This is a genomic window from Bacteroides sp. ET336, assembly GCF_024733815.1.
In the GTDB taxonomy this organism is placed as follows: domain Bacteria; phylum Bacteroidota; class Bacteroidia; order Bacteroidales; family Bacteroidaceae; genus Phocaeicola; species Phocaeicola cellulolyticus.
In genome coordinates this window covers 230546-251937 of sequence record NZ_JANRHK010000004.1, presented here as the reverse complement: position 1 = coordinate 251937, position 21392 = coordinate 230546, and the positions used below count along the sequence as shown (strand labels likewise).

Genomic DNA, 21392 nt, shown 5'->3' with positions numbered 1-21392 from the left:
TGAATTGATGGTAGAATAATAAACGTCTCATTTATCCCTATGAAAAGTTGTTCATTTACGGTATGTCATAGGGAAAAAATTATTTGAAATATTATCGTTACACATGTTTGGAACGATGAAAACGCTATAATGAATCATAAAAATGAGTAAAAGAACATTACATTTGATATTGATTATGTCGTTTTGGTTTACTATATCGTTCATAACGAATATACTTGGACCGTTGATTCCTGACATTATCAATAATTTCAATTTGAGCAACCTGGCAATGGCAGGTTTTATTCCGACATCGTTTTTCCTTGCGTATGCTATAATGTCTGTACCTGCCGGAATACTTATTGACAAATATGGAGAAAAGCCGGTCTTGTTTTGCGGGTTTATGATGCCGTTCATCGGTACTGTAACTTTCGGAATAGTACATACATATTCTGCACTATTAGTATCTTCCTTTATAATTGGACTTGGTATGGCTATGTTGCAGACCGTGATAAACCCTTTGCAAAGAACGGTCGGTGGTGAAGAAAACTATGCTTTCATTGCAGAATTGGCACAGTTCGTGTTTGGAATCGCTTCATTCCTTAGCCCTTTGGTTTATTCATGGCTTATAACACGTCTTGCTCCCGTATCGTACGAGTCGGGCAAGAACTTTATTGTTGACCTCCTTGCCATATTTACACCGGTAGAACTGCCATGGGTTTCACTTTACTGGGTATTTTCAGCTTTGCTTCTTGTGATGATAATTTCTGTATTGCTATCACATTTCCCTAAAATAGAGTTTAAGGAAGACGAGAAAAGCGGAAGTAAGTCCTCATATATTGACTTGATGAAGAAAAGGTTCGTATGGATGTTTTTCCTTGGAATCTTCTGTTATGTAAGTACAGAGCAGGGTACATCCATATTTATGACTACATTCCTGGAGCAATATCATGGAGTTGACCCTCAGACGGAAGGAGCTTCGGTGGTAAGTCTGTTCTGGGGACTGATGACTGTAGGTTGTCTTGTGGGAATGATACTGCTTAAACTTATTGACAGCAGGACATTGCTGAAGGCTTCGGGTGTCGTTACTGTGATACTGTTGGCATGTGCCATATTCGGAAGCAAGGATATGTCTGTATTCGCGTTTCCGGCAATAGGCTTCAGTATATCAGTGATGTATTCCATCGTATTCTCGCTTGCACTTAATTCCGTATCATCCAATCATGGCTCTTTTGCCGGAATACTATGCTCTGCAATAGTAGGTGGAGCGGCGGGTCCGCTTATAATAAGCAGTGTAGCCGACTTTACATCGCTCAAGGTAGGAATGTGCGTAATATTCCTCTTTGTGGTTTATATCATTTTTGTGGCATTTGCGGCACGTCCTTTGGTCAATAACAGGACTGTTAGTCTGAAAGAGATGTTTAAGAGGAAGAGTTAGACTTTAGTTTTTAGAAATCATATATGTTTTTATGAAATCCATATTATCTTTGTTTTTTCGGTTCTGTTGGCTATAGTTGCCAGTGCCGTCGAACCTAAGTGTCCTTACCAGGAATGGCGCGTTTCCCCATTCCCTGCCGGAGATACCACTCTCCACGTAAATCCGGTGGCTCTGTTGTGGCCTTCGGAGAAGTATCTTCACAATGAAGATGTTCTTTATAATGTATATCTCAGCTGCGACAAGAATTTCAGCGATGCCTCTACTATGGCGAGTAAGGCTCAGCGCGCATGTTTCTATAATCCCCACCGTGCCTTACAGCCCGGCAAATGGTACTGGAAATATGAGATTCTCCGTAAAAATCCGTCGTCAGCAACAGGATATGATGTGACTGACACAGGAATAAATACATTCACTGTAGCTTCTGACTCGAAAGGTCTGGAAACTCCAACGGCAAATGAGTTTATCGCCGGAATATCACACGCTTATCCTCGCGTAATCAATTATGGCCGCCCGATGGCAGACATCCGTCGTGATGCTCCTTCGCATCCTCTTTATAAATCAATGATAAGCCGTGCCGAGAAATGTCTCGCCTCTGAGCCTTACGACGGTCCTGTGGGAGATTCCAATCCAGCCCTTGAGAGAAAGTATCTCCAAAAAGCCGGCAAGGAAGTTGAAATGTTTCATTCTCTTCTCGAAGCCTATATTCTTACGGGCAGAGACGACATCTATGATGCTCTTATGGAGCGTACACGCATTCTCCTTACATGGCCTACCGACGATCTTCTTGGTTCCAAAGTGCTGAGCGCGTTGTCGTATTGTTATGATGCCCTTAACGACAAACTTTCTGCGGAGACAAAACAGAAAATAGAGTAGATAGCCGACCGTCAGTTTCGTCACGGTCTTTCCAAGTGGCCCGGATATACCGAAGCCCGTCACGTGGAGAACCATTTCTGGCAGATGGAACTTGCCGGCAATTTCAAGGCTTCCATCATTATGCTTGACCGTATTGAATCGGCACGCGAAATGCTTGCCTACACTTACGGTCTTTTCATAGCCCGTTTCCCTAACCTGGCTGAACAGGACGGCGGATGGGCAGAAGGCGAAGGGTATTACAGTGTGAACAAGACGGCTATAGTTGATATGGCACTGTTGATGAAGAAAGTGGGCGGCATAGATGTTTTCCGCATGGAATGGTACCGTCAGCTCACCGATTATCTGACATACTTCTCTCCCGTTGCCTCTCCGGTGTCCGGATTCGGCGATATGCATGACCGTGTGGCGAGCGGCAGTCTGAAAGGACATTCCGAGATGCTTGTGCTTGGCTGTGAAGAGGACAATCCTTATTCTCTTTACCGCCTGTTTGCGTCGTTCCGTCCGGACAACACATATTACGGTGCGGAACTTAAGAAAAACTATTGGAAGAAACCGCTTGCCGAAGTAGAGCCTTGGTATCAGATAGTGAACAATATCATCATATCTCCTTCCGACGGGGCTGCTCCACACAAAATGAGTCACGACAAAGTATTTCTTGGTACAGGTGCTGCCGCATTGCATACAGACGTTCTTTCTCCCGACCGTGACGCGACTGTCTTTTTCCGTTCGTCGCCGTTCGGAGCCAAGGGACACATGCACGCCAATCAGAATGCATTCAATATTTCGCGTCGTGGAGAACGTATATTCTACTCAACCGGTTTCTATACATCGTTCTCCGATCCTCATTCTCTGACATCGTATCGTCATACACGTGCTCATAACACCATTCTTATAGACGGCATGGGTCAGGCTTTCGGGCATGAAGGATACGGACATATCATAGCCCATAATGAAGGACGCCATATCTCATATATTTGTGGCGATGCATCTCACGCCTACCGTCCCGTTACCGACAAACAGTTCCTTGGTTTCCTTGAAGAACATAAGATTACGGAAGGATTCGGCGAAACGGGTCTGAAGAAATTCATCCGTCACCTTTTCTTTGTACGTCCCGGTATAGTGGTGGTATATGACGAGCTTGAGGCCGACCGCCCTGTGACATGGAGCAGTCTGCTGCATACAGTTTTGCCTTCATCGCCGCTTACGGATACTTCCATGCGTGTGGAAACTGACCGCACAGTAGCTTCTGCCCATGTTTATGGCAGTACTAAGCTCAAAGGGGAGTTCACCGACAGTTATTACAGTCCGGCTATCGACTTCAAAAAGAAATATCCTAAAGGAACACCGCTTTCATATCATTACACTTATTCCAATGCGGAGAAAACCCGTTCAATGCGTTTCCTTACTATAATACAGCTTGAAGATAAAGGAACCAAACTCCCGAAAATAAAAGCTGACGGCAAAGGAAAATGGACAATAGGGGATACGAAAATAGAAGCGGAGATGGATGCTTCGCGTCCGGCTGCTATTAAAGTAAGCAGTAAAGGCGAGATACAGCAAGGAAGATAGTATTAGATATCTGTATGATTAAAAAAGATGGTATGTCATTATGACACACCATCTTTTTTAATTTATCTGTTAAACTCATATTTTCCGGCGGTTCCTTCAAAACATAGTGTTCCTTCATCTGATTTGGCTTCAAGAGTTGGGATAATTATTTTCCCGTTTTTCTTTATTTGCCAGTTGCCGGCTTTAAGATCTGTGATTACAAATTTGTATTTTCCCTCTCCGTTAATAGTGAAACCAAACTTACCTGTTATTTCATCACCTCCTTTACTGAATGTTACAACTCTGTCTTTTATCCGGACACCTACAATGCGTTCGGAATCTATACGTTTAACTTCGTAAGTCTTATCAATGTTGTCTGTCATTTGCATGACATTCAGGAATAAATCTTCTTCTGATGGTTGTATTGGTGATAATTCAACTCTCCATGCTCCACGTTCGTTTGCGGGATCAGGATAAGATTCTAAAGCATCATTTTTATAATTCTGGCCGAATACATAGAATTCCTTACCCGGACCACCAATTTTCTCTATTGAAGCGTTCTGTAAAACAGGTAGTAGAACATGATTTTTTAATATGCCGGAATCACCGTTTTTAGTCCGTTTTATTGTAATTGAGTTATTGTCTATTTCAGGCTCCTCTATACTGTGTAGAAGCCAGTATTTCTTGAAATCAGGATTTGAAGAAACTACTTTATCGAATACTATTAATGCGGCAGGAACTACTTCCGATTTGAAGTTAAGAAAAACAAAAGAACGCTTAGCTTCCTTTACTTTGTTTGAATATGCCTTTGTAATGTCACCTTTTAAATAAGAATACTCAGGCATGTTATTGTCAGGTCCATATCCATGGGCGATTGTTTTTCCCACAGTATATTCATCGGATAACAGGTCATTCATACTGTTGCATGTTTTCCAACCATCACCGGGCATTCTTTGTCCTCCATCATTAGCGGCAAAACTTGATTTGTTTGCTCCTCCATAATTGTGGCAGGCAAATTTCTCATTAGGGTCATAAACTAATAAAGAGTTATGCGCGATAGTGCGTTTGAAATAATTTTTGTTGTGTGGACTGTTGTAACCCCCTGAACTACCGCTATATGCTCCTGCATCAATCACGAGAGGACCTTTATAATATATTTGAAAACTTCCACCATCCAAATGTTGATGATTACCCACAAAATGTTCGTTTATTTTCATTTCGGCTATAACGCTGTTTTTCCCCCATCCTGTTCTGGCTATCATCCATCCAAAAGGAGAATCGTAAAAACGTGTTAATGGTAGATCGTCTGGAGACTTACCTTTTAGAGTATAGTCTCTCCATAACAGGTCAAAAATAAGACAATGATTCATAACTTCATTTCCGGAATTTTCCAAATGTGGATTCCTTTCAAATTCATATGCCAGATATTCGTCTTTATAGTAACTTGAAGCAAGGAACATCGGTAGTGGAAAGGTGAGTGTAGTAGGGCGGTTCTGAGGGTAATCATCACCAGAAGGCAAGACAACTCCGTCAGGTCTCCTTCTGTATATTATATCATACAGTACAAATTGTTGAGACGAATTATATACACATCCTGCACCCATTTTGTCAAGAATCCATAAAGGGAATAAATCGCATGCAAAACGAACATGAATATAATTCGTTCCTTGGTGGTAGTTCTGTCCTTCGTAGAAAAAATTTCTTACTGGTATGTAGTCACGGAATAGCATTTTTATTACATGGTTATACATATCTGGATATTCATCATATATTGCTATTCCGGCGGATAATAAGTCACGCATAATCATCCATTCCGATGGATGACCGGAAATTGGTTGATTGTCGCGGGGAGGATAACCACATTCCATTGTTTGGGCTATTCGTATAAATGAATTTATATATTCTTCTTTCTCAGTTTTTTTCATTTGATCGAAACACCAGTCATAAACCATAGCCCCAACCATAAGCATGACTCCGCTTGCTCTTGAATTGTCTTTTTCTATTCCAAAATTAGTATTCTTTAATGTGTCTAACATTGCCGTAATGGCTTTTCTGGCTTGCTCTTTCTTCCCATTAACAAGATAATCTAGTGCTTGTAATTGAACTTCACTGGTTATACCTCTCATTTTATAATAATATCTGAAACCGTGATTGTTTCCTTCTGCTTTTTCTTCAATGGCAGTTCTAGGTTTGGAAAGCCCTTTTAGCACAGCTATTGTTTGTTGTGCTTCAGGTGTTTGTAGCCTTTCTTTTAGTTCTGAAATTTCATTTGGACGGATATAAAGTCTTGGGTGAGTCTTAGGAGGTATTGGTACAGACACTCCGTCCATATTACACCAGGTTACTTCTTTGCTCAACTCTTGAGAGTAGATGTTGTTGAAAAACGAGCAGATACATAGTGTCAATAATATAAATGTGTGTTTCATGTGAATTGTAATTAAAATTGTTAATATTAGACAAAGGTATTTTTTCGGCTTTTATAATTGTGATAATATTGTGGAAAATAGTTGTGATTTTGTTTAAAGATTTATAGTGATGTCATTTTATTACACCTCTTTCTATTTCAATGTTTTCTCGGAGTTCTGGAAAACTACTTCGTTTTTCTTTTATACTCTATTTTAACATGTAACAAAATGCTTTTATAATTTATGTGATGTGAAGTTTTTACCGCCGTTTTATATTGATTTAAATCAAAAAAGCTCGAAAAAGTAAAATATTTGTCGTTGACATTGAACAAACCTGCTGTTCTTTTTGTCTTGATAGGCGTATAACATTTAATAATTTGAGATGAAAAGGATAACACTATTTGCACTTATAGGCCTTCTTTTTATGGTGTCGTGTACTAACGACGAGATGATGAATAATAGTAATACAGGTTCTGGACGCAGTGGCATACGTTTTCGTTTGAAAAAGTCTGCATACATAGGTGACATTAACTCGCGTACAGAATCTGCGAGTACAGGCGATTATGACAAAGTCTTTTTCTACATAGCCGACTCTGAAGGCGATGTAATGACTACAGTACATGGCAAATATAATGCGCTAACTTCGGAAATATATGCCGAAGGTCTTCATGAGGGAGACTATAACCTGCTAGTTTTGGCTATAAAGGGTGATGAAACGGCCGATCGTGCCGAGATAAATGAAATATCAAGTATGGATGATGAATGGCTGGTGTTTCCTTCGGATCTGCACAAACCTTTGGAAGCAGAGTATTTTTATTCGTGTACACCGTTTACAGTCCGTTTAGTTCCTGCTGAAGGAGGTAGCACTGAAGTTATCAGCATTGATAGCGAAGTAACACAGGACAGGATAGTAGGTCGTTTGGATTTCAATTTTGTATATAACAACCGATATGTGCGTAATGCAACAGTCGAGAAAAGAGTGAGACTTGCTGAATCAAAGTTCTATACATCAATAACAGGTGGAGGTGCTTTTACGGGAGAAAGTGACGGTATTATAGACGATATGGTTTTAAGAGAGGATATTCCTTATCTGTTTATGCCTACAGTTTCCGGTACTGTTTTAAAAGGAGATATTTTCCATACTTCAGTAAACTATCTTGATGAGAAGACTGTTCTTGATTTCAATTTTGACCAGCAGGAAGTATTGCCGAACCATGCACATACGGTAAGTACTGCGGTAAAGCATCCTGATGACATTTCGCCGGTGATGTATATAACTGCCGATGCCTACAGAGCTGGAAATCATGCACGAATTCTGGATGATGATGAACCGGTGTCTGTTTATACGAACAGGTCTCAGCGCACTTTTAACACGGCAAAGCCATTACAGCTTTCCATTACTGATGATGGGCGTCTGCATATGCGTTTTTATTCTCCACGTGTACTTTATGGAGTTACATTGAGAGCACGTATAGCAGCTGTGGATGATGAATATTTCGATTTTGCATATTTCGATTCTATTCCTGCTTTCTGCGATTTCTATGAGTCATCTCCACTGGTAGAGAAAGGCACTATGTGTCGTACTGAGAGCGGTCGCATAATCAATGTTCCAGCACTTGACGCTGCCGCCATAGCCGGAGCGGAGTTAAAGGTACTGTCATCAGATCCTTATTGGGCAAAACTACAGGAAATAAAGCACGGATGGACACTTTACTGGGGACTCTTTGGTGGAGACCCTTCACGCGAAGATGGAGGTCCTGTAGGTAACTGGATGGGTATCCGTCCGGTACATTGTAGAGAATCTGTAGCTTTCTTCCTTAATTTTACCTATATGATAGATATGGATGAGCACGAAGCTATTCTTCATGAGAATGCAGGTAAATTATACGATGATAATAAACAACCTGTAAAGGTGGAGGAAGTATTGGCCAAGATGCGACGTGGACAGACACTTCAGGTAGGACTGGTTTATCCGGGTAATGGTGTTATCGGTTTGGGTAGTCCGAGTGTGTTTGGAGCATATCAGCGAGGATGGTTCGAACATTATTCAAACCGTTATGCATGTAGCGTGATGTTCCATGAATTGGGACACGTTATGGGATACGGACACAGTAGTTCGTTCACATATGGTCCTTGGGCAGAGCAGCTGATGAATAATTTTTATGTTGACAATATTGGCAAAATGCCTATAGACTCGCCTGTTTATCTAAAGAGTGCCTCAAATCCTCATAAATACAATTAATATCTGAATTATCATAAATAATATTTCAATATGAGAGTAAGACTTGTAAATATATTATCTGCATTATTATTGATTTCTCTTTACTCATGTAGTGATGACAGCATATCCTCTGGAAATTCATCTGGTGATGTAGTTGCTGCCAGACTATCATTGCTTAGCACTTCTGCCGCAGAAACTGATGCAGTAGAGAATGTGTCAGCATATCGTTTCTATGGTGGCATATTAACAGAGGTGTTTGAAACGCTTGAGCCGGGAACAGATGGAGTAGTGTCTCTTAAGCCTTCTGCCATGAGTGGTAATGTATATTTTATGATTAACGCAGGAAATCTCGTTTCCGGTCGTGGTTTTGAAGTAGGCGTGACCTCTGAATCAGATTTCCAGGCAATGACTGCCGGAGCCGATGAAATGGTATCAGGTGGAATGTTTTTGTCCGGTATGTCAACTATAAGCCGACAGACATCGTCTGTAGCAGTAGCTATGAAACGTTCTGTAGCGCGAATAGATATAAGTTCTCCAATCAATAACCTTTCGGTGAATAGTGTAAAGGTGAAGAATGTTTGCCCTAAAGGTTATGTACTTGAGGGAGGTAATGGTGGAGAGATTCCTCAGCCGGTTGATATGGTGAAAGATTATGCTGATAGTCCACTAACAGCTGCTGAAGAAACATTGTTTTATCTTCCGCACCAGGAAGGTAATAACTTTGAAGTAGAAATAATGGTTACATCCTCAGGCTCATGGCACAGACTGAAAACTGTTCTGCCGGACATATCACGCAATAAGGTTTATACTCTTAAAGTTTATGCTGATGGTGAAGACTTTAGAGTAAAAGTAGTTGAAGCTTCTTGGCAGGAAGGCGACGGAACAACCTCAGACGGACTTAGAAATGCTTTTGTAGATGTTGATAACTCAGTACTGAGTGATGGCATTAGAGTTAATGAAACACGCGATTCTGTTTTTATACCATCATGGGAAACAAACTTCAGTCTTGCCATAAGCGGTGAGTTAGGTTCGACTGTGAATGTGGATGGCTTGGTGAAAGGTGTTGATGTCACTGTTTCTCGTTCCGGAAATCTTGATAATGTGTGCAGCTTGAATGTGAACAGCAGTAATAAGATGATTGGTAGTGTGGACGGATATATGTATGTTAATGTACATAACGGTGATGCATTACGTGGTAGAGTCGTACTTGTATTTTTGGCAAATCCGGTTAAGATGCAGGGACAGTTGAGTTTTGACGGCAACTATGTTTGCGATTTCGGACGATATATAGACGGTGAACTGGCTGTATTGAGTGTTCCGGATGATAAAACGATAAGACTGGAATTCGACGAAAACTCACCGGAATGGATGAAACTGGAAGAAACAGCGGATGGCACATACCGTATTCTGGGAGGATGGCGCCCGAATGACGCTGATGCTGATGGAAGAATACAAGAAGGAAGAATTTTGATTTCCGACGTGTCAGGTGTGCACAATGAAACCTATACGGTAAAGAGACAGAATTGGGGACTTCCAGTAGTAAACATAAACGGTACATGGTGGTGTAAATACAATCTTCGTGGAAACGTTAAAGATTTTACCGACCAGATTCTTGTTTCAAACGATCCTGCCCGTGGTGGAAGTATCGCAGACTATCTGGCTGAGTGTACGGACGATGAGTACCTTAATGTTCTTGGCGACCAGTATCAGGCTGGTAATCGCGATGGTCTGAAATTGAAGAATGACGGTACGGGATTCCTGTTTGATGGATATTCTACGAAAACAGATAATTTCGGCACATTAGCCCCTGGTTATATGGCTCCTGACGGTTATGAAATACCTGATTATGACGATTATAGATTCTTCACCTGGGGAACTGACTGTAATTTAGGTTATTTTAATCCTGGCGCGTTCAATAATGGTTTGGGGCAGAGATTAAACTTCTCTGTGGTAGAGAGAGAAGCCATGTTCCTGGGCTATGAGTACGGAAATGTAACCTTCTACGATTTTGAGTATGAAGGAGAGCACCTTGTATTATGCGGTCTCGGTCATCAGTGGAGTGAAACAGGAATATCTAAGAAAATGATTCAGTTTGCCACATACGGTAATTCCGGCAGTACATGGCTGATCGAAGGTTATTCCAAGACTGATGGCAGAGGAAACTGGTTCAAGTTCGCTGCAAGCAATGCACAGAAAACCAGAACCATAAGATGTGTGAAATCTCCTGTTGAATATATTTATTAATTAATCTGTAAATAAAAAAATAAATGTCTATAAAGAACATACTTGCTATAATTGTTTCGCTTGCTGTAATATCATGTACAGATAAAGAAGCGATGAACGAGCATAGTGGAACAGATTCTGTTATATTACCACGCGTGTCATCATATAATTATAGTTCCGGAAATGATGAAACAGCAGAAACAAAGGAGATAGGAATACTTCATGCCTGTCTCTTTGAGAATGGTGTTATGACACGCGTTTATGCTGATATAGATCCTTTGGCCGGCATCAAGATAGATGACAGTAAGGGGCGTCTTTATATGGTTGCCAATATAGAAGGAAATAATTCCTCTTCTTTTTATAATATAGGTATGACTGAGGAGGAGTGGCTGTCAACCACAATACTACATAAGGGAGGTGTAAACCTGAGATATATGAGTGGAGTTATTGACTTGTCAGACATGTCCCATGGAGTTTTGCAACTTTATAGGGGAGTAGCACGTATAGATGTCAACGTTTCAGGAGAACACGATTTGTCTGTACCGGCTATTATGTTCAGGAATGTGGCACAGAAGTCGTATCTGAACCGCCGTCATACTGTAGAATCACCCGAAAGTACAGGTTACAACGATGTTACTCCTGTCATAGAAACTCCTCTTACCGGTAACACATATGGAGTGGCTTATCTGTGCGAACAGGCCTCGGAGAATATCTCTGCAGTGTTGACCATAAATGTAGATGGCGAAACTGTGGAAAAAGAAGTTGCTATGCCTTCCATACTAAAGAGAAACTGTGTTTATACTATAAATGTGTTTAAAGCATCTGTACAGGCTGAGGTAACCTTAAGTGTAACAGATTGGGAAAACGGAGGTGACTTTAATCTTGCACCAAACGAAAGAGGTCTGACAGTGGACGTGGAAGGAACATCATTTCCTGCAAATACAGAGGTGGATTCTGACCGCAGGGGAATAGTATTGTCACACTATGCTTCGGATTTCGTTCTCTCCATAGATTGCGACGATGAACTGGAGCTGATAGCCGATCCTGAACTTCCAATGACCGTTGAACGTATAGGAGGAGCGGAGAATGTAGGAAAGAATCTGTTTCGCCTAATAAAGAAAATATGGTATCCTGGTATGGAACGTGTAGAGAGAAAACTGATGTTTCATCGTAAAGGACTGAATGAGAATTATGCTGATGATTATATAAATGTTGTAATGTCTGAACATCCGGTTAAACTGGAAGGACTGATACATTTTGAAGACAATGCATCATTCGATTTCGGAAAATATATAGATAATGAGCTTGGTGTCTTTACAGTTCCGGCATCGAAGTCGATAACTGTTGAGTACGACGAGGGAGAAGACGAATGGGTTAAACTTGATACGTCAGGTCAGAGGGTACGTATTATTGGAGGATGGCGTCCTAATGATAAGACTGCAAACGGCAGAGTACAGAAGGCACGCATAGTAATAAATAATTCGGCTGATGGCTCTGAAAAAGAGGAATACGTTATTTCACGCCGTAACTGGGGATTGCCTGTTACAAAGCTTAATGGAGTATGGTGGTGTAAGTATAATGCCATAGGTGATGCAAAAAACTTTTCAGACCAGATTCTTTCATCGGCAGATCCTGCGGTAATGGCCGGTAAGACAGTATTCGATTATTTGAGGGACTGTACGGCTGATGAGTTCTTCAATCTCTGGAAATGGAATTATCAAGGTAAGAGTTCACAAGGATTTCAGGTAATAGACGATGGAGGAGTGGCGAAACTGGAAGGTTATTCTTCAAGTACCGAGCATATAAATAAGATAGACGCTAAGGCTCTGGCTCCTGACGGCTATGAATTGCCATCCATGGAGAACTTTGAAAGAGTATTCAATTCTACAAGCGGAACTATTTGGCTGATGTGGGATGGTTCGCATACTACAGCTTGGAATGGAAGTACCACTATACAGCGCAGGCAACGCAGAAGAAATGATGTTACCGTAGGAACAGTGTCACTGACAGATCTTATTTATATATCTATGTATAATCAGTCGGAGACAGAGTATGAGCCGCTTGTGTGGTATGGCTCAAGTCCGCAGTGGAATGATAACGGTATAAATCATGGCCATTACAACAATCTGTTGATTGCCGTTCATAATCCATCAAATGGTCAGGGATGGTTTTTCGTGGGTGGAATGAATGGCCTTTATCCGTCAAAGAACTCAGCAGGTCCGAATGATACCCGTATCCTGAGATTTAAGAAGTCTGATGTGGAATACATATATTGATACTGTCAGTAAACACTAAACGGACTGACATTATCTATAAATACAACTTGTGTTTTTACAAATATAATCTATGTTTATAAGAATGCAAGTTGTATTTGTATAAACATAGATTATATTTATAGAAGATAAAAGCACGCGATGAAGTTTTCTTTCCGTTAGAAATCTTTTTACTTGTTTATGATTCCTCCGCCGAGGACAATATTACCCCTGTAGAATGCAGCTGCTTGTCCCGGGGCAATTGCCGCCAACGGTTCATGAAGTTTCACGTGTAACAGTCCGTCACCGGTCATTGTAACGGTACATCTGTTCGCCTGCTTTCGATATCTTATTTTTACTATTACATCATCCTTACCCAACAGGGATTCCGGATTTATTATATTCCAGTCCGTGAGCCACATTTCGCTGTGTTCAAGCGAAGACAGTTTGTCACTTATTACAACTTTGTTTTCTTCAGGAATTATTTCTTTTACGAACAATGCCTTGTTCATATATATCCCCAATCCTCTGCGTTGTCCTATTGTATAAAAGGGATATCCTTCATGTTTCCCAATGTTATTGCCTTCTTCATCACAGAATATGCCGGGTCTGATTAAGTCAGGATTCACATTTTTTCCTAAAAAACTTCTGTAATCCATAGGGCAGAAGCATACTCCAAGACTGTCTTTCTTTACGGAAGCTTTCATGAAGCCTCTTTCTGCTGCTATTTCTCTAACTCTTGTTTTGGTTATATTTCCCAATGGCAGTACCATCCGCTTCATAATATCCTGTGGAAGTCCCCATAGAAAGAAAGACTGGTCTTTGTCTGGGTCTGTACCACTCTTGATATGCCAATATCTGTCGCATAATGTTTTTTGTACGTAATGTCCTGTGGCAATATGGTATATTCCTTCCCTGTCGGCAATTTCTTTAAGTATAGGCCATTTCAGATAGTTATTGCACTGCGTGCATGGAACAGGGGTTCTCCCTGTCATATATTCCTTTATAAAATAGTCTATGATGTATTTTTTGAATCTGTCTCTGAGGTCGTAAGTAATGTGCGGAATGCCAAGTCTGGAGCAAAGCTCTCGTGCGTCGTCCAGATATTCTGTATTGTTATCTTTTTCAAAGAAGCGGAATGTTGCTCCTGTAACTTCGTATCCTGCATCCAAAAGCAACATAGCGGCTACAGAACTGTCTGTACCTCCACTCATCCCTAATAATACTTTATTGTTTTCTTCCATAATTCTGTCTCCTTGAAAGTGATAGCTTGACGTAAGGACATAAAAAAAGGAGTACCGCTGTACTCCAACCTTTGTTAACCTTAAAATCTAATACTATGAAAAACACAGTACAAAGGTACGGACTTTTCCGTTATCTGCAAGTTTTGTGCGCGAAAACTTATGTTTTATAACACTATTTAGTATTATTGCCGTATGTTATACACTTATTAAGGTTTTGCTCTATACTCTAATGGGCTCATGCCTGTATGCTTTTTAAAATATCTTGAGAAGAATGATTGATCAGGGAAGTTTAATTCATACGAGATATCCTGTATGGACATATTCGAGTATTTAAGCATTATCTTTATTCTCTGTATTGCATGTTTGTCGATAATGTATTTGGCTGATTTATCTGCAACATTTTGTGTTATTGACGATAAGTAGCGTGATGTTATGTATAGTTTCTCTGCGTAAAACCCTACTTCTCTTTGTTGTGGACAATACTTGTGTATCAGATGAATGAACTTTATAAACAGCTCTTCTCTTCTTCCCACTTCCTCCGATTTGTCTATTTTAAATAGGGTTCTTGTCTTGTCATATACATCAAGTAGGAAACTTTGGATATTGTTTTTGAAGATTTTTACTCTGAAACAGTTGGTCTTTTCATTATAGAAATCTTTCATAGCTTCTACCAGATAGTTCATTTTGTTTATTCTTTTTTCTCCTAATTGTACGCAGGGATATTCTTTCAGGAAAAAAGTGAACGAAGGTTCCAGTTGTGCTGTCGCTTCGTCGTAAACTTCGTGTTTGAATGTTATATATGAGATTTTGAAATCGTCACTATTGCTGATATTGTGTACTATGCTCCCGGCTATTATTATTAGCTGTGTATTGGCTACCAGTTCGTATGGGATAAGGTCTATTTCTATGTGGGCAGTACCTTTTCTGCAAAAGATAATTGTATCTACATCTACTTTCATGGTTTTACCCTGAGGTAGCCATTCATTCTTGTCTGCTCCTGCTTTGAAAATTTCATCATCTGGCAGTTGAAATATATGCATATAGTTTCAATTTTGTTAATAACAATTTATATCAATAAAAATACATAGTAAAAATAGTATCTAAAATTGCAATTCTGTAATATATTGCGTTGTTTTTTTATTATTTATTCTTCGTTAAATAAAAAATATTTAAGGTCTTAATAATTTATAAAGCGGACAGTGAGTTCCGTTTTTGAACAATTGTGCTGTAAAAAAGAAAATTAACGTTCTTCGCAATTAACTTAATTTTGCCACGAATTTTAAAGTAAAAAGATTTATATGGTAACAGTAAACAAAAAATGGTTGCAACTGATGGGAATAGTTGGTTGCGCAATTGGGTTCGCTTCGTGTGGACAAACTCAAAAAGGAGAAATGCAAACCGGTGGTTATGAAACAATGGTTGTGGCAAAAGCTGACAAAGTTGTAGAAACAAATTATTCGGCTACAATCCGCGGACGCCAGGATATCAATATCATGCCTCAGGTATCAGGTACAATACAGAAATTATGTGTAACAGAAGGTGAGAAGGTAAGAAAAGACCAGGTGCTTTTCATTATCGATCAGGTTCCTTACAAGGCTGCGCTTAATACTGCAGTAGCAAATGTGAAGTCGGCACAGGCTGCATTGGCTACTTCGGAATTGACTTATAACAGTAATAAGGAACTGTATGCTAAAAAGGTAGTATCGGAATTTACATTGCAAACTTCGGAAAATCAGTATTTGACAGCGAAAGCCCAATTGGCACAGGCAGAGGCGCAGGAAGTCAATGCCCGTAACGATTTGTCATACACTGAAGTGAAAAGTCCTAGCAATGGTGTGGTAGGTATGTTGCCATATCGTGTAGGTACATTGGTAAGTCCGTCTATGACACAGCCGTTGACTACCGTCTCTGATAACTCTGAAATGTATGTTTATTTTTCTATGACAGAAAATCAGGTACTCGGTATGGTTCGTGACTATGGTTCTATGGATGAGGCTATAGCTAAAATGCCGGAAATATCGCTTGAACTGAACGATGGTACTACATATTCAGAAAAAGGAAAGATTGAATCTATCAGTGGAGTAATAGATACACAGACTGGTACAGTTGGCGTACGTGCCGTATTCCCTAACGAGAAAGGTTTGTTGTTGAGCGGTTCATCCGGCAAGGTGTTGATACCAAGTACATACAATGATTATATAATAATACCTCAGGAAGCTACAGTAAAACAACAAGATAAGATTTCAGTGTTTAGGGTTGTTGACGGCAAGGCTGTGACAACATTAATTAAGGTTGCCGCCTATAATGACGGACGCGAGTATATCGTACTCGAAGGTCTTAATCCGGGCGATGAAATAGTAGCTAAGGGAGCAGGTCTTCTTCGCGAAGGAACTCAGGTGAAATAAACAAACAGAGTTGATGTGACTTTAATTAATAAAGAATAACAATGAAAGGAAATATATTTATAAAACGACCGGTGATGGCTATTTCCATCTCCATCGTGATTTTGTTGGTGGGATTTATCTCACTAATATCGTTGCCGGTAGAACAGTATCCTGATATAGCTCCTCCTACAGTTGTGGTTGATGCTACATATACAGGAGCCAGTGCCGATGCGGTAATGAACAGTGTTATAATGCCGTTGGAAGAGAGTATAAACGGTGTGGAAAACATGATGTATATCACTTCTACCGCAACAAACTCCGGTTCGGCTACAATACAGGTCTATTTCAAGCAGGGTACAGATCCTGATATGGCTGCTGTCAACGTGCAGAACCGTGTATCAAAGGCGCAGGGATTGTTGCCGTCTGAAGTAACAAAAATCGGTGTCTCAACAGCAAAAAGACAGACAAGCTTCCTTCAGATTAACTCGTTGGTTAGCACCGACGGTAAATATGACGAGACATTCCTTGCCAATTATCTGGATATTAATGTCATACCGGAAATTAAACGTATCGAAGGTGTGGGTGATGCAACAATGCTTGGTGATACTTACAGTATGCGTATATGGCTTAATCCGGAACGTATGGCTCAGTATGGTCTGATTCCAGATGATGTTACTGCAGTGCTTGGTGAACAGAACATTGAAGCTCCTGCCGGTAATCTTGGCGAAAACTCTCCAAATGTATTTCAATATGCTTTGAAATATAAAGGACGTCTTAAATCGGTAGAACAGTTTGAGGATATTGTGATACGTTCAAATGATGACGGTTCTGTCCTTAGACTTAAAGATATTGCTAAGGTTGAACTAGGTCGTTTATCGTATAGTTTCCATGGTGAGGTAAATGACCGTCCTGGTGTGACTTTCCTTACTTTCCAGGTTGCAGGTGCCAATGCGACAGAAGTTAATGAAGCCATTACAAAACGACTGGAAGAAATGTCAGAGGCTCTTCCTCCTGGCGTAGAGTTCGTTCAGATGATGAGTTCGAATGACTTCCTTTATGCATCTATTCACAACGTTGTGGAAACACTTGTAATAGCAATCATACTTGTTATTCTTGTGGTTTACTTCTTCTTGCAGGATTTCAAGAGTACATTGATTCCTTCTATTTCAATCATTGTATCTCTTATCGGTACGTTTGCCTGTCTTGTTGCAGCAGGTTTCAGTATAAACATTCTTACTTTGTTTGCGCTTGTGCTTGCTATCGGTACCGTGGTGGATGATGCCATTGTGGTGGTGGAAGCTGTACAAGAGAAATTCGATTCAGGCTACACTTCTCCATATTTGGCAACAAAAGATGCATTGAGTGATGTAACTATGGCCGTTATCTCATGTACATGTGTGTTTATGGCTGTGTTTATCCCTGTAACATTCATGGGAGGTACATCTGGTATATTCTATACTCAGTTTGGTATCACAATGGCTACTTCAGTAGGTTTGTCCATGATTTGTGCCTTGGTTCTTTGTCCTGCCCTTTGTGCTATAATGATGAGACCGTCTGACGGACAGAAGAGTGCCAAAAGCTTTAACGGTCGTGTAAAGGCTGCATATAATGCTTCTTTCAATGCTACAATGAATAAATATAAGAAAGGAGTAATGTTTGCAATTCATCACAGATGGATAGTTTGGGCAGCACTCATCGTATCTGTAGTTTTGCTGGTATTCTTCATGAAGACTACCAAGACAGGTCTGGTTCCACAGGAAGACCAGGGAACAGTTATGGTAAATATCAGTACTTCTCCTGGTAGTACTCTTACTGAAACAGTCAAGGTATTGGAAAAGGTAAAAGATATTCTGGAGAATACTCCTGAGGTTGATAACTACAGTGCCACATCAGGTTATGGTCTTATCTCTGGTCAGGGAACTTCTTATGCATCATGTATCGTCGATCTTAAACCATGGGATGAACGTAAGGGAGCGGAACATTCTGCCGATGCCGTTCTTGCACGACTGAATGCACAGTTTGCTCAAATAAAGGAAGCCCAGATCTTCTGCTTCCAGACTGGTATGATTCCTGGTTACGGTATGGGTAACTCTGTAGAACTGTATATGCAGGATAAGACTGGAGGTGATATGTCTGTCTTCTTCGGACATGTCATGAATTTCCTTGGAGCTTTGAACCAGCGTCCTGAGGTAGCTATGGCATATACTTCTTACGCCATGAACTTCCCACAGATAGCTGTTGATATAGATGCTGCTAAATGTAAGCGTGCAGGAATATCTCCATCGGATGTTCTTTCTGCATTGGGTAGCTATTGCGGTGGATCCTATGTATCAAACTTCAATGAATTCGGTAAGGTATATCGTGTAATGCTTCAGGCATCACCTGAATATCGTCTTGACGAACAGTCCCTTAATAATATGTATGTACGTAACGGATCGGAAATGGCTCCGTTAGGTCAGTTTGTTACATTGAGGAATGTAATGGGAGCTGAGGTTGCAAAACGATTCAACCTTTACAGTTCTATAAATGTAAATGTTAACGCACAGGCAGGATATTCAACAGGTGAAGTACAGAACGCAATCAAAGAGGTTGCCGCTCAGACTCTTCCTACCGGATATGGATATGAATATGGTGGTATTGCCCGTGAGGAATCACAGAGTGGAGGTTCACAGACAGTGTTCATATATATAATATGTGTAGTCCTTATATATCTTATCCTTTCATGTCTGTATGAAAGTTTCCTTGTACCGTTGGCAGTTATCTTCTCAGTACCATTCGGTTTGATGGGTAGTTTCTTGTTTGCCAAGTTGTTCGGTTTGGAAAACAATATCTATCTTCAGACAGGTGTTATCATGTTGATTGGTTTGCTGTCAAAGACAGCCATTCTGATTACGGAATATGCGTTGGAGCGCCGTCGTAGAGGAATGGGTATTATAGAATCTGCTTATTCTGCAGCTCAAGCCCGTTTGCGTCCTATCCTGATGACTGTATTGACAATGATTTTCGGTATGATCCCGCTTATGTTTGCAACCGGTGCCGGAGCTAACGGTAACAGTTCATTGGGTACAGGTGTTGTCGGTGGTATGCTTATCGGTACTTTGGCTCTTCTTTTTGTGGTTCCTGTGTTCTATATAACATTCGAGTATCTTCAGGAGAAAATCCGTAAACCTATGCAGGTAGAAGGAGATGCACAGTTTAAATTAGAGCATGAACGTAGCCTTGAAGAGAGAAGTGCTTTCAAGAATGGTGAACAGGTATAATCATTAAAAGAATAACACATGAAGAAATTTATAATACTTACTACTACAGCTGCAATGTTAAGCAGCTGTGGTATATATACAAAATATAAACCTGCAGAAACAGTTCCTGACAGCCTGTACGGAGAAAAGGTAGAGGTTGCGGATACGCTGAATTTCGGCAACTCCGACTGGAAAGAGGTTTTCACAGATCCTCATCTGCAGACCTTGATAGAGCAGGCATTGCAGAATAATACCGATTATCAGTCTGCGCAATTGAGAATAGAAGAATCGAAAGCTACTCTCCTTGCTTCTAAGCTTGCTTTCCTGCCGTCATTCGCTTTGGCTCCGCAGGGAACAATCAGCAGCTTTGATGGTCAGAAAGCTACAAAATCATATCAGCTTCCTGTCACAGCAAGTTGGGAACTTGATATCTTCGGACGTATGCGTAATTCCAAGAAGCAGGCTCAGGCATTATATGCCCAAAGTATTGATTATAAGCAGGCTGTACGTTCGCAGCTGATTGCAAGTGTAGCCAATACATATTATACACTTCTTATGCTTGACGAACAGTTGGCGTTGTCGCAGGAGACAGAAACTGCATGGAAAGAAACTGTGGATGCTGCACGTGCGCTTATGGATGCCGGACAGTATAATGAAGCTGGCGTTTCACAGATGGAAGCTACATATTACAGTGTGCAGACGTCTGTAATTGATCTGAAAGAACAGATAAATCAGACATTGAACAGTATGGCACTGCTTCTGGCGGAAACTCCACGCGATTATGAACGTGGAAAATTAGCGGATCAGAAGATGCCTGAGGATTTGTCTGTTGGTGTGCCATTGCAAATGTTGTCAAACCGTCCTGACGTTCGTTCTGCAGAACGTTCTCTTGAGGCTGCATTCTATGTTACCAATCAGGCACGTTCGGCTTTCTATCCTTCAATAGTGCTTAGCGGAACTGCCGGATGGACAAATCTTGCAGGATCGATTATTGTTAATCCTGCCAAATTTATTGCCAATGCTGTGGGACAGCTCACTTTGCCTCTGTTCAACCGAGGACAGAACATAGCACAACTCCGAATAGCAAAGGCTCAGCAGGAAGAGGCCAGTCTGAATTTCCAGCAGACATTGTTGAATGCCGGAACCGAGGTGAACGATGCACTTACAGCATATCAGTCATGCAAGTCGAAAACCGAGCTTTATCAGAAACAGGTAAAGGCTTTGGAAAAGACTGTAATGAGCACCTCGCTGCTTATGGAATACGGAACAACAAACTATCTTGAGATATTGACTGCACGTCAGTCATTGCTCAATGCACAACTCACACAAGTATCTAACCGCTTTATGGAGATACAGAGTGTGATAAGTCTCTACCAGGCTCTAGGAGGAGGAAGGGGAGAATGAAATTCCGGAAACACACACAATCATTTCATATAAAATTAACTGTTATCATTATCTAGTGTGATAATTAGATGATTGGGGCTGCCTGGGGAGTGATCTTCGGGCAGTCTTCTTTTTGTATGAGATGTATTGCAGAAAAAGCCAAATCGTTTTAAATCAAATGCCAAGGCGTTTTGCGAAGGCTTCTT

The 21392-nt window shown here is 40.7% G+C and carries 11 protein-coding genes and 1 pseudogene; 9 read left to right on the top strand and 3 right to left on the bottom strand.

The window, feature by feature from the left end; genetic code table 11:
* The first annotated feature begins 142 nt into the window (after positions 1 to 142).
* The 3 genes and pseudogenes from NW213_RS06635 to NW213_RS06625 all read left to right on the top strand — a co-directional run bounded on the left by NW213_RS06635 (position 143) and on the right by NW213_RS06625 (position 3856).
* Positions 143 to 1414 carry a sugar MFS transporter gene (locus NW213_RS06635; RefSeq protein WP_258322227.1) on the top strand — a complete coding sequence of 424 codons (1272 nt, stop codon included), beginning with the start codon at positions 143 to 145 and terminating at the stop codon, positions 1412 to 1414.
* 66 nt (positions 1415 to 1480) lie between these two features.
* Positions 1481 to 2695: pseudogene (locus NW213_RS06630) on the top strand (DUF4962 domain-containing protein); the annotation flags it as partial.
* Positions 2678 to 3856 carry a heparinase II/III family protein gene (locus NW213_RS06625; protein WP_309148287.1) on the top strand — a complete coding sequence of 393 codons (1179 nt, stop codon included), beginning with the start codon at positions 2678 to 2680 and terminating at the stop codon, positions 3854 to 3856. The pseudogene NW213_RS06630 and the gene NW213_RS06625, both read left to right, overlap by 18 nt.
* Before the next feature lie 62 nt (positions 3857 to 3918).
* Here the strand turns inward: NW213_RS06625 and hepB are convergent, their stop codons facing one another.
* Positions 3919 to 6261 (bottom strand): heparin/heparin-sulfate lyase HepB, encoded by a 2343-nt coding sequence (gene hepB, locus NW213_RS06620; protein ID WP_258322226.1) that lies wholly within the window; start codon positions 6259 to 6261, stop codon positions 3919 to 3921.
* Positions 6262 to 6622: 361 nt separating this feature from the next.
* Here hepB and NW213_RS06615 point away from each other — a divergent pair, with 361 nt between their 5' ends.
* From NW213_RS06615 to NW213_RS06605, 3 genes are read left to right on the top strand one after another with little or no spacing between them, the layout of a single operon-like run.
* Positions 6623 to 8482 carry a hypothetical protein gene (locus NW213_RS06615; RefSeq protein WP_258322225.1) on the top strand — a complete coding sequence of 620 codons (1860 nt, stop codon included), beginning with the start codon at positions 6623 to 6625 and terminating at the stop codon, positions 8480 to 8482.
* 30 nt (positions 8483 to 8512) lie between these two features.
* Positions 8513 to 10705 (top strand): hypothetical protein, encoded by a 2193-nt coding sequence (locus NW213_RS06610; RefSeq protein ID WP_258322224.1) that lies wholly within the window; start codon positions 8513 to 8515, stop codon positions 10703 to 10705.
* Positions 10706 to 10728: 23 nt separating this feature from the next.
* Positions 10729 to 12960, top strand: a complete 2232-nt coding sequence (locus NW213_RS06605; RefSeq protein ID WP_258322223.1) for a hypothetical protein — start codon at positions 10729 to 10731, stop codon at positions 12958 to 12960.
* A gap of 167 nt (positions 12961 to 13127) precedes the next feature.
* On the opposite strand, the gene mnmA is transcribed toward NW213_RS06605, so the two are convergent.
* On the bottom strand, positions 13128 to 14180 hold the full coding sequence (mnmA, locus tag NW213_RS06600) for a tRNA 2-thiouridine(34) synthase MnmA (protein ID WP_258322222.1): 1053 nt from the start codon (positions 14178 to 14180) through the stop codon (positions 13128 to 13130).
* A 206-nt stretch (positions 14181 to 14386) separates the two neighbouring features.
* Complete coding sequence (locus NW213_RS06595) at positions 14387 to 15220, bottom strand: AraC family transcriptional regulator (protein WP_204390979.1); 834 nt, start codon at positions 15218 to 15220, stop codon at positions 14387 to 14389.
* 258 nt (positions 15221 to 15478) lie between these two features.
* Between NW213_RS06595 and NW213_RS06590 the strand changes: the two genes are divergently transcribed.
* From NW213_RS06590 to NW213_RS06580, 3 genes are read left to right on the top strand one after another with little or no spacing between them, the layout of a single operon-like run.
* Positions 15479 to 16585: an efflux RND transporter periplasmic adaptor subunit gene (locus NW213_RS06590; RefSeq protein ID WP_258322221.1), complete on the top strand. Its 1107-nt coding sequence runs from the start codon at positions 15479 to 15481 to the stop codon at positions 16583 to 16585.
* Positions 16586 to 16626: 41 nt separating this feature from the next.
* Positions 16627 to 19824, top strand: a complete 3198-nt coding sequence (locus NW213_RS06585; RefSeq protein ID WP_258322220.1) for an efflux RND transporter permease subunit — start codon at positions 16627 to 16629, stop codon at positions 19822 to 19824.
* 18 nt (positions 19825 to 19842) lie between these two features.
* Positions 19843 to 21207 (top strand): TolC family protein, encoded by a 1365-nt coding sequence (locus NW213_RS06580; RefSeq protein ID WP_258322219.1) that lies wholly within the window; start codon positions 19843 to 19845, stop codon positions 21205 to 21207.
* The last annotated feature ends 185 nt before the right edge of the window (positions 21208 to 21392 follow it).

Coding starts and splice junctions, on each gene's coding strand:
- NW213_RS06635 (WP_258322227.1), top strand. CDS start 143: ATGAGTAAAAGAACATTACATTTGATATTGATTATGTCGTTTTGGTTT.
- NW213_RS06625 (WP_309148287.1), top strand. CDS start 2,678: ATGCATGACCGTGTGGCGAGCGGCAGTCTGAAAGGACATTCCGAGATG.
- hepB (WP_258322226.1), bottom strand. CDS start 6,261: ATGAAACACACATTTATATTATTGACACTATGTATCTGCTCGTTTTTC.
- NW213_RS06615 (WP_258322225.1), top strand. CDS start 6,623: ATGAAAAGGATAACACTATTTGCACTTATAGGCCTTCTTTTTATGGTG.
- NW213_RS06610 (WP_258322224.1), top strand. CDS start 8,513: ATGAGAGTAAGACTTGTAAATATATTATCTGCATTATTATTGATTTCT.
- NW213_RS06605 (WP_258322223.1), top strand. CDS start 10,729: ATGTCTATAAAGAACATACTTGCTATAATTGTTTCGCTTGCTGTAATA.
- mnmA (WP_258322222.1), bottom strand. CDS start 14,180: ATGGAAGAAAACAATAAAGTATTATTAGGGATGAGTGGAGGTACAGAC.
- NW213_RS06595 (WP_204390979.1), bottom strand. CDS start 15,220: ATGCATATATTTCAACTGCCAGATGATGAAATTTTCAAAGCAGGAGCA.
- NW213_RS06590 (WP_258322221.1), top strand. CDS start 15,479: ATGGTAACAGTAAACAAAAAATGGTTGCAACTGATGGGAATAGTTGGT.
- NW213_RS06585 (WP_258322220.1), top strand. CDS start 16,627: ATGAAAGGAAATATATTTATAAAACGACCGGTGATGGCTATTTCCATC.
- NW213_RS06580 (WP_258322219.1), top strand. CDS start 19,843: ATGAAGAAATTTATAATACTTACTACTACAGCTGCAATGTTAAGCAGC.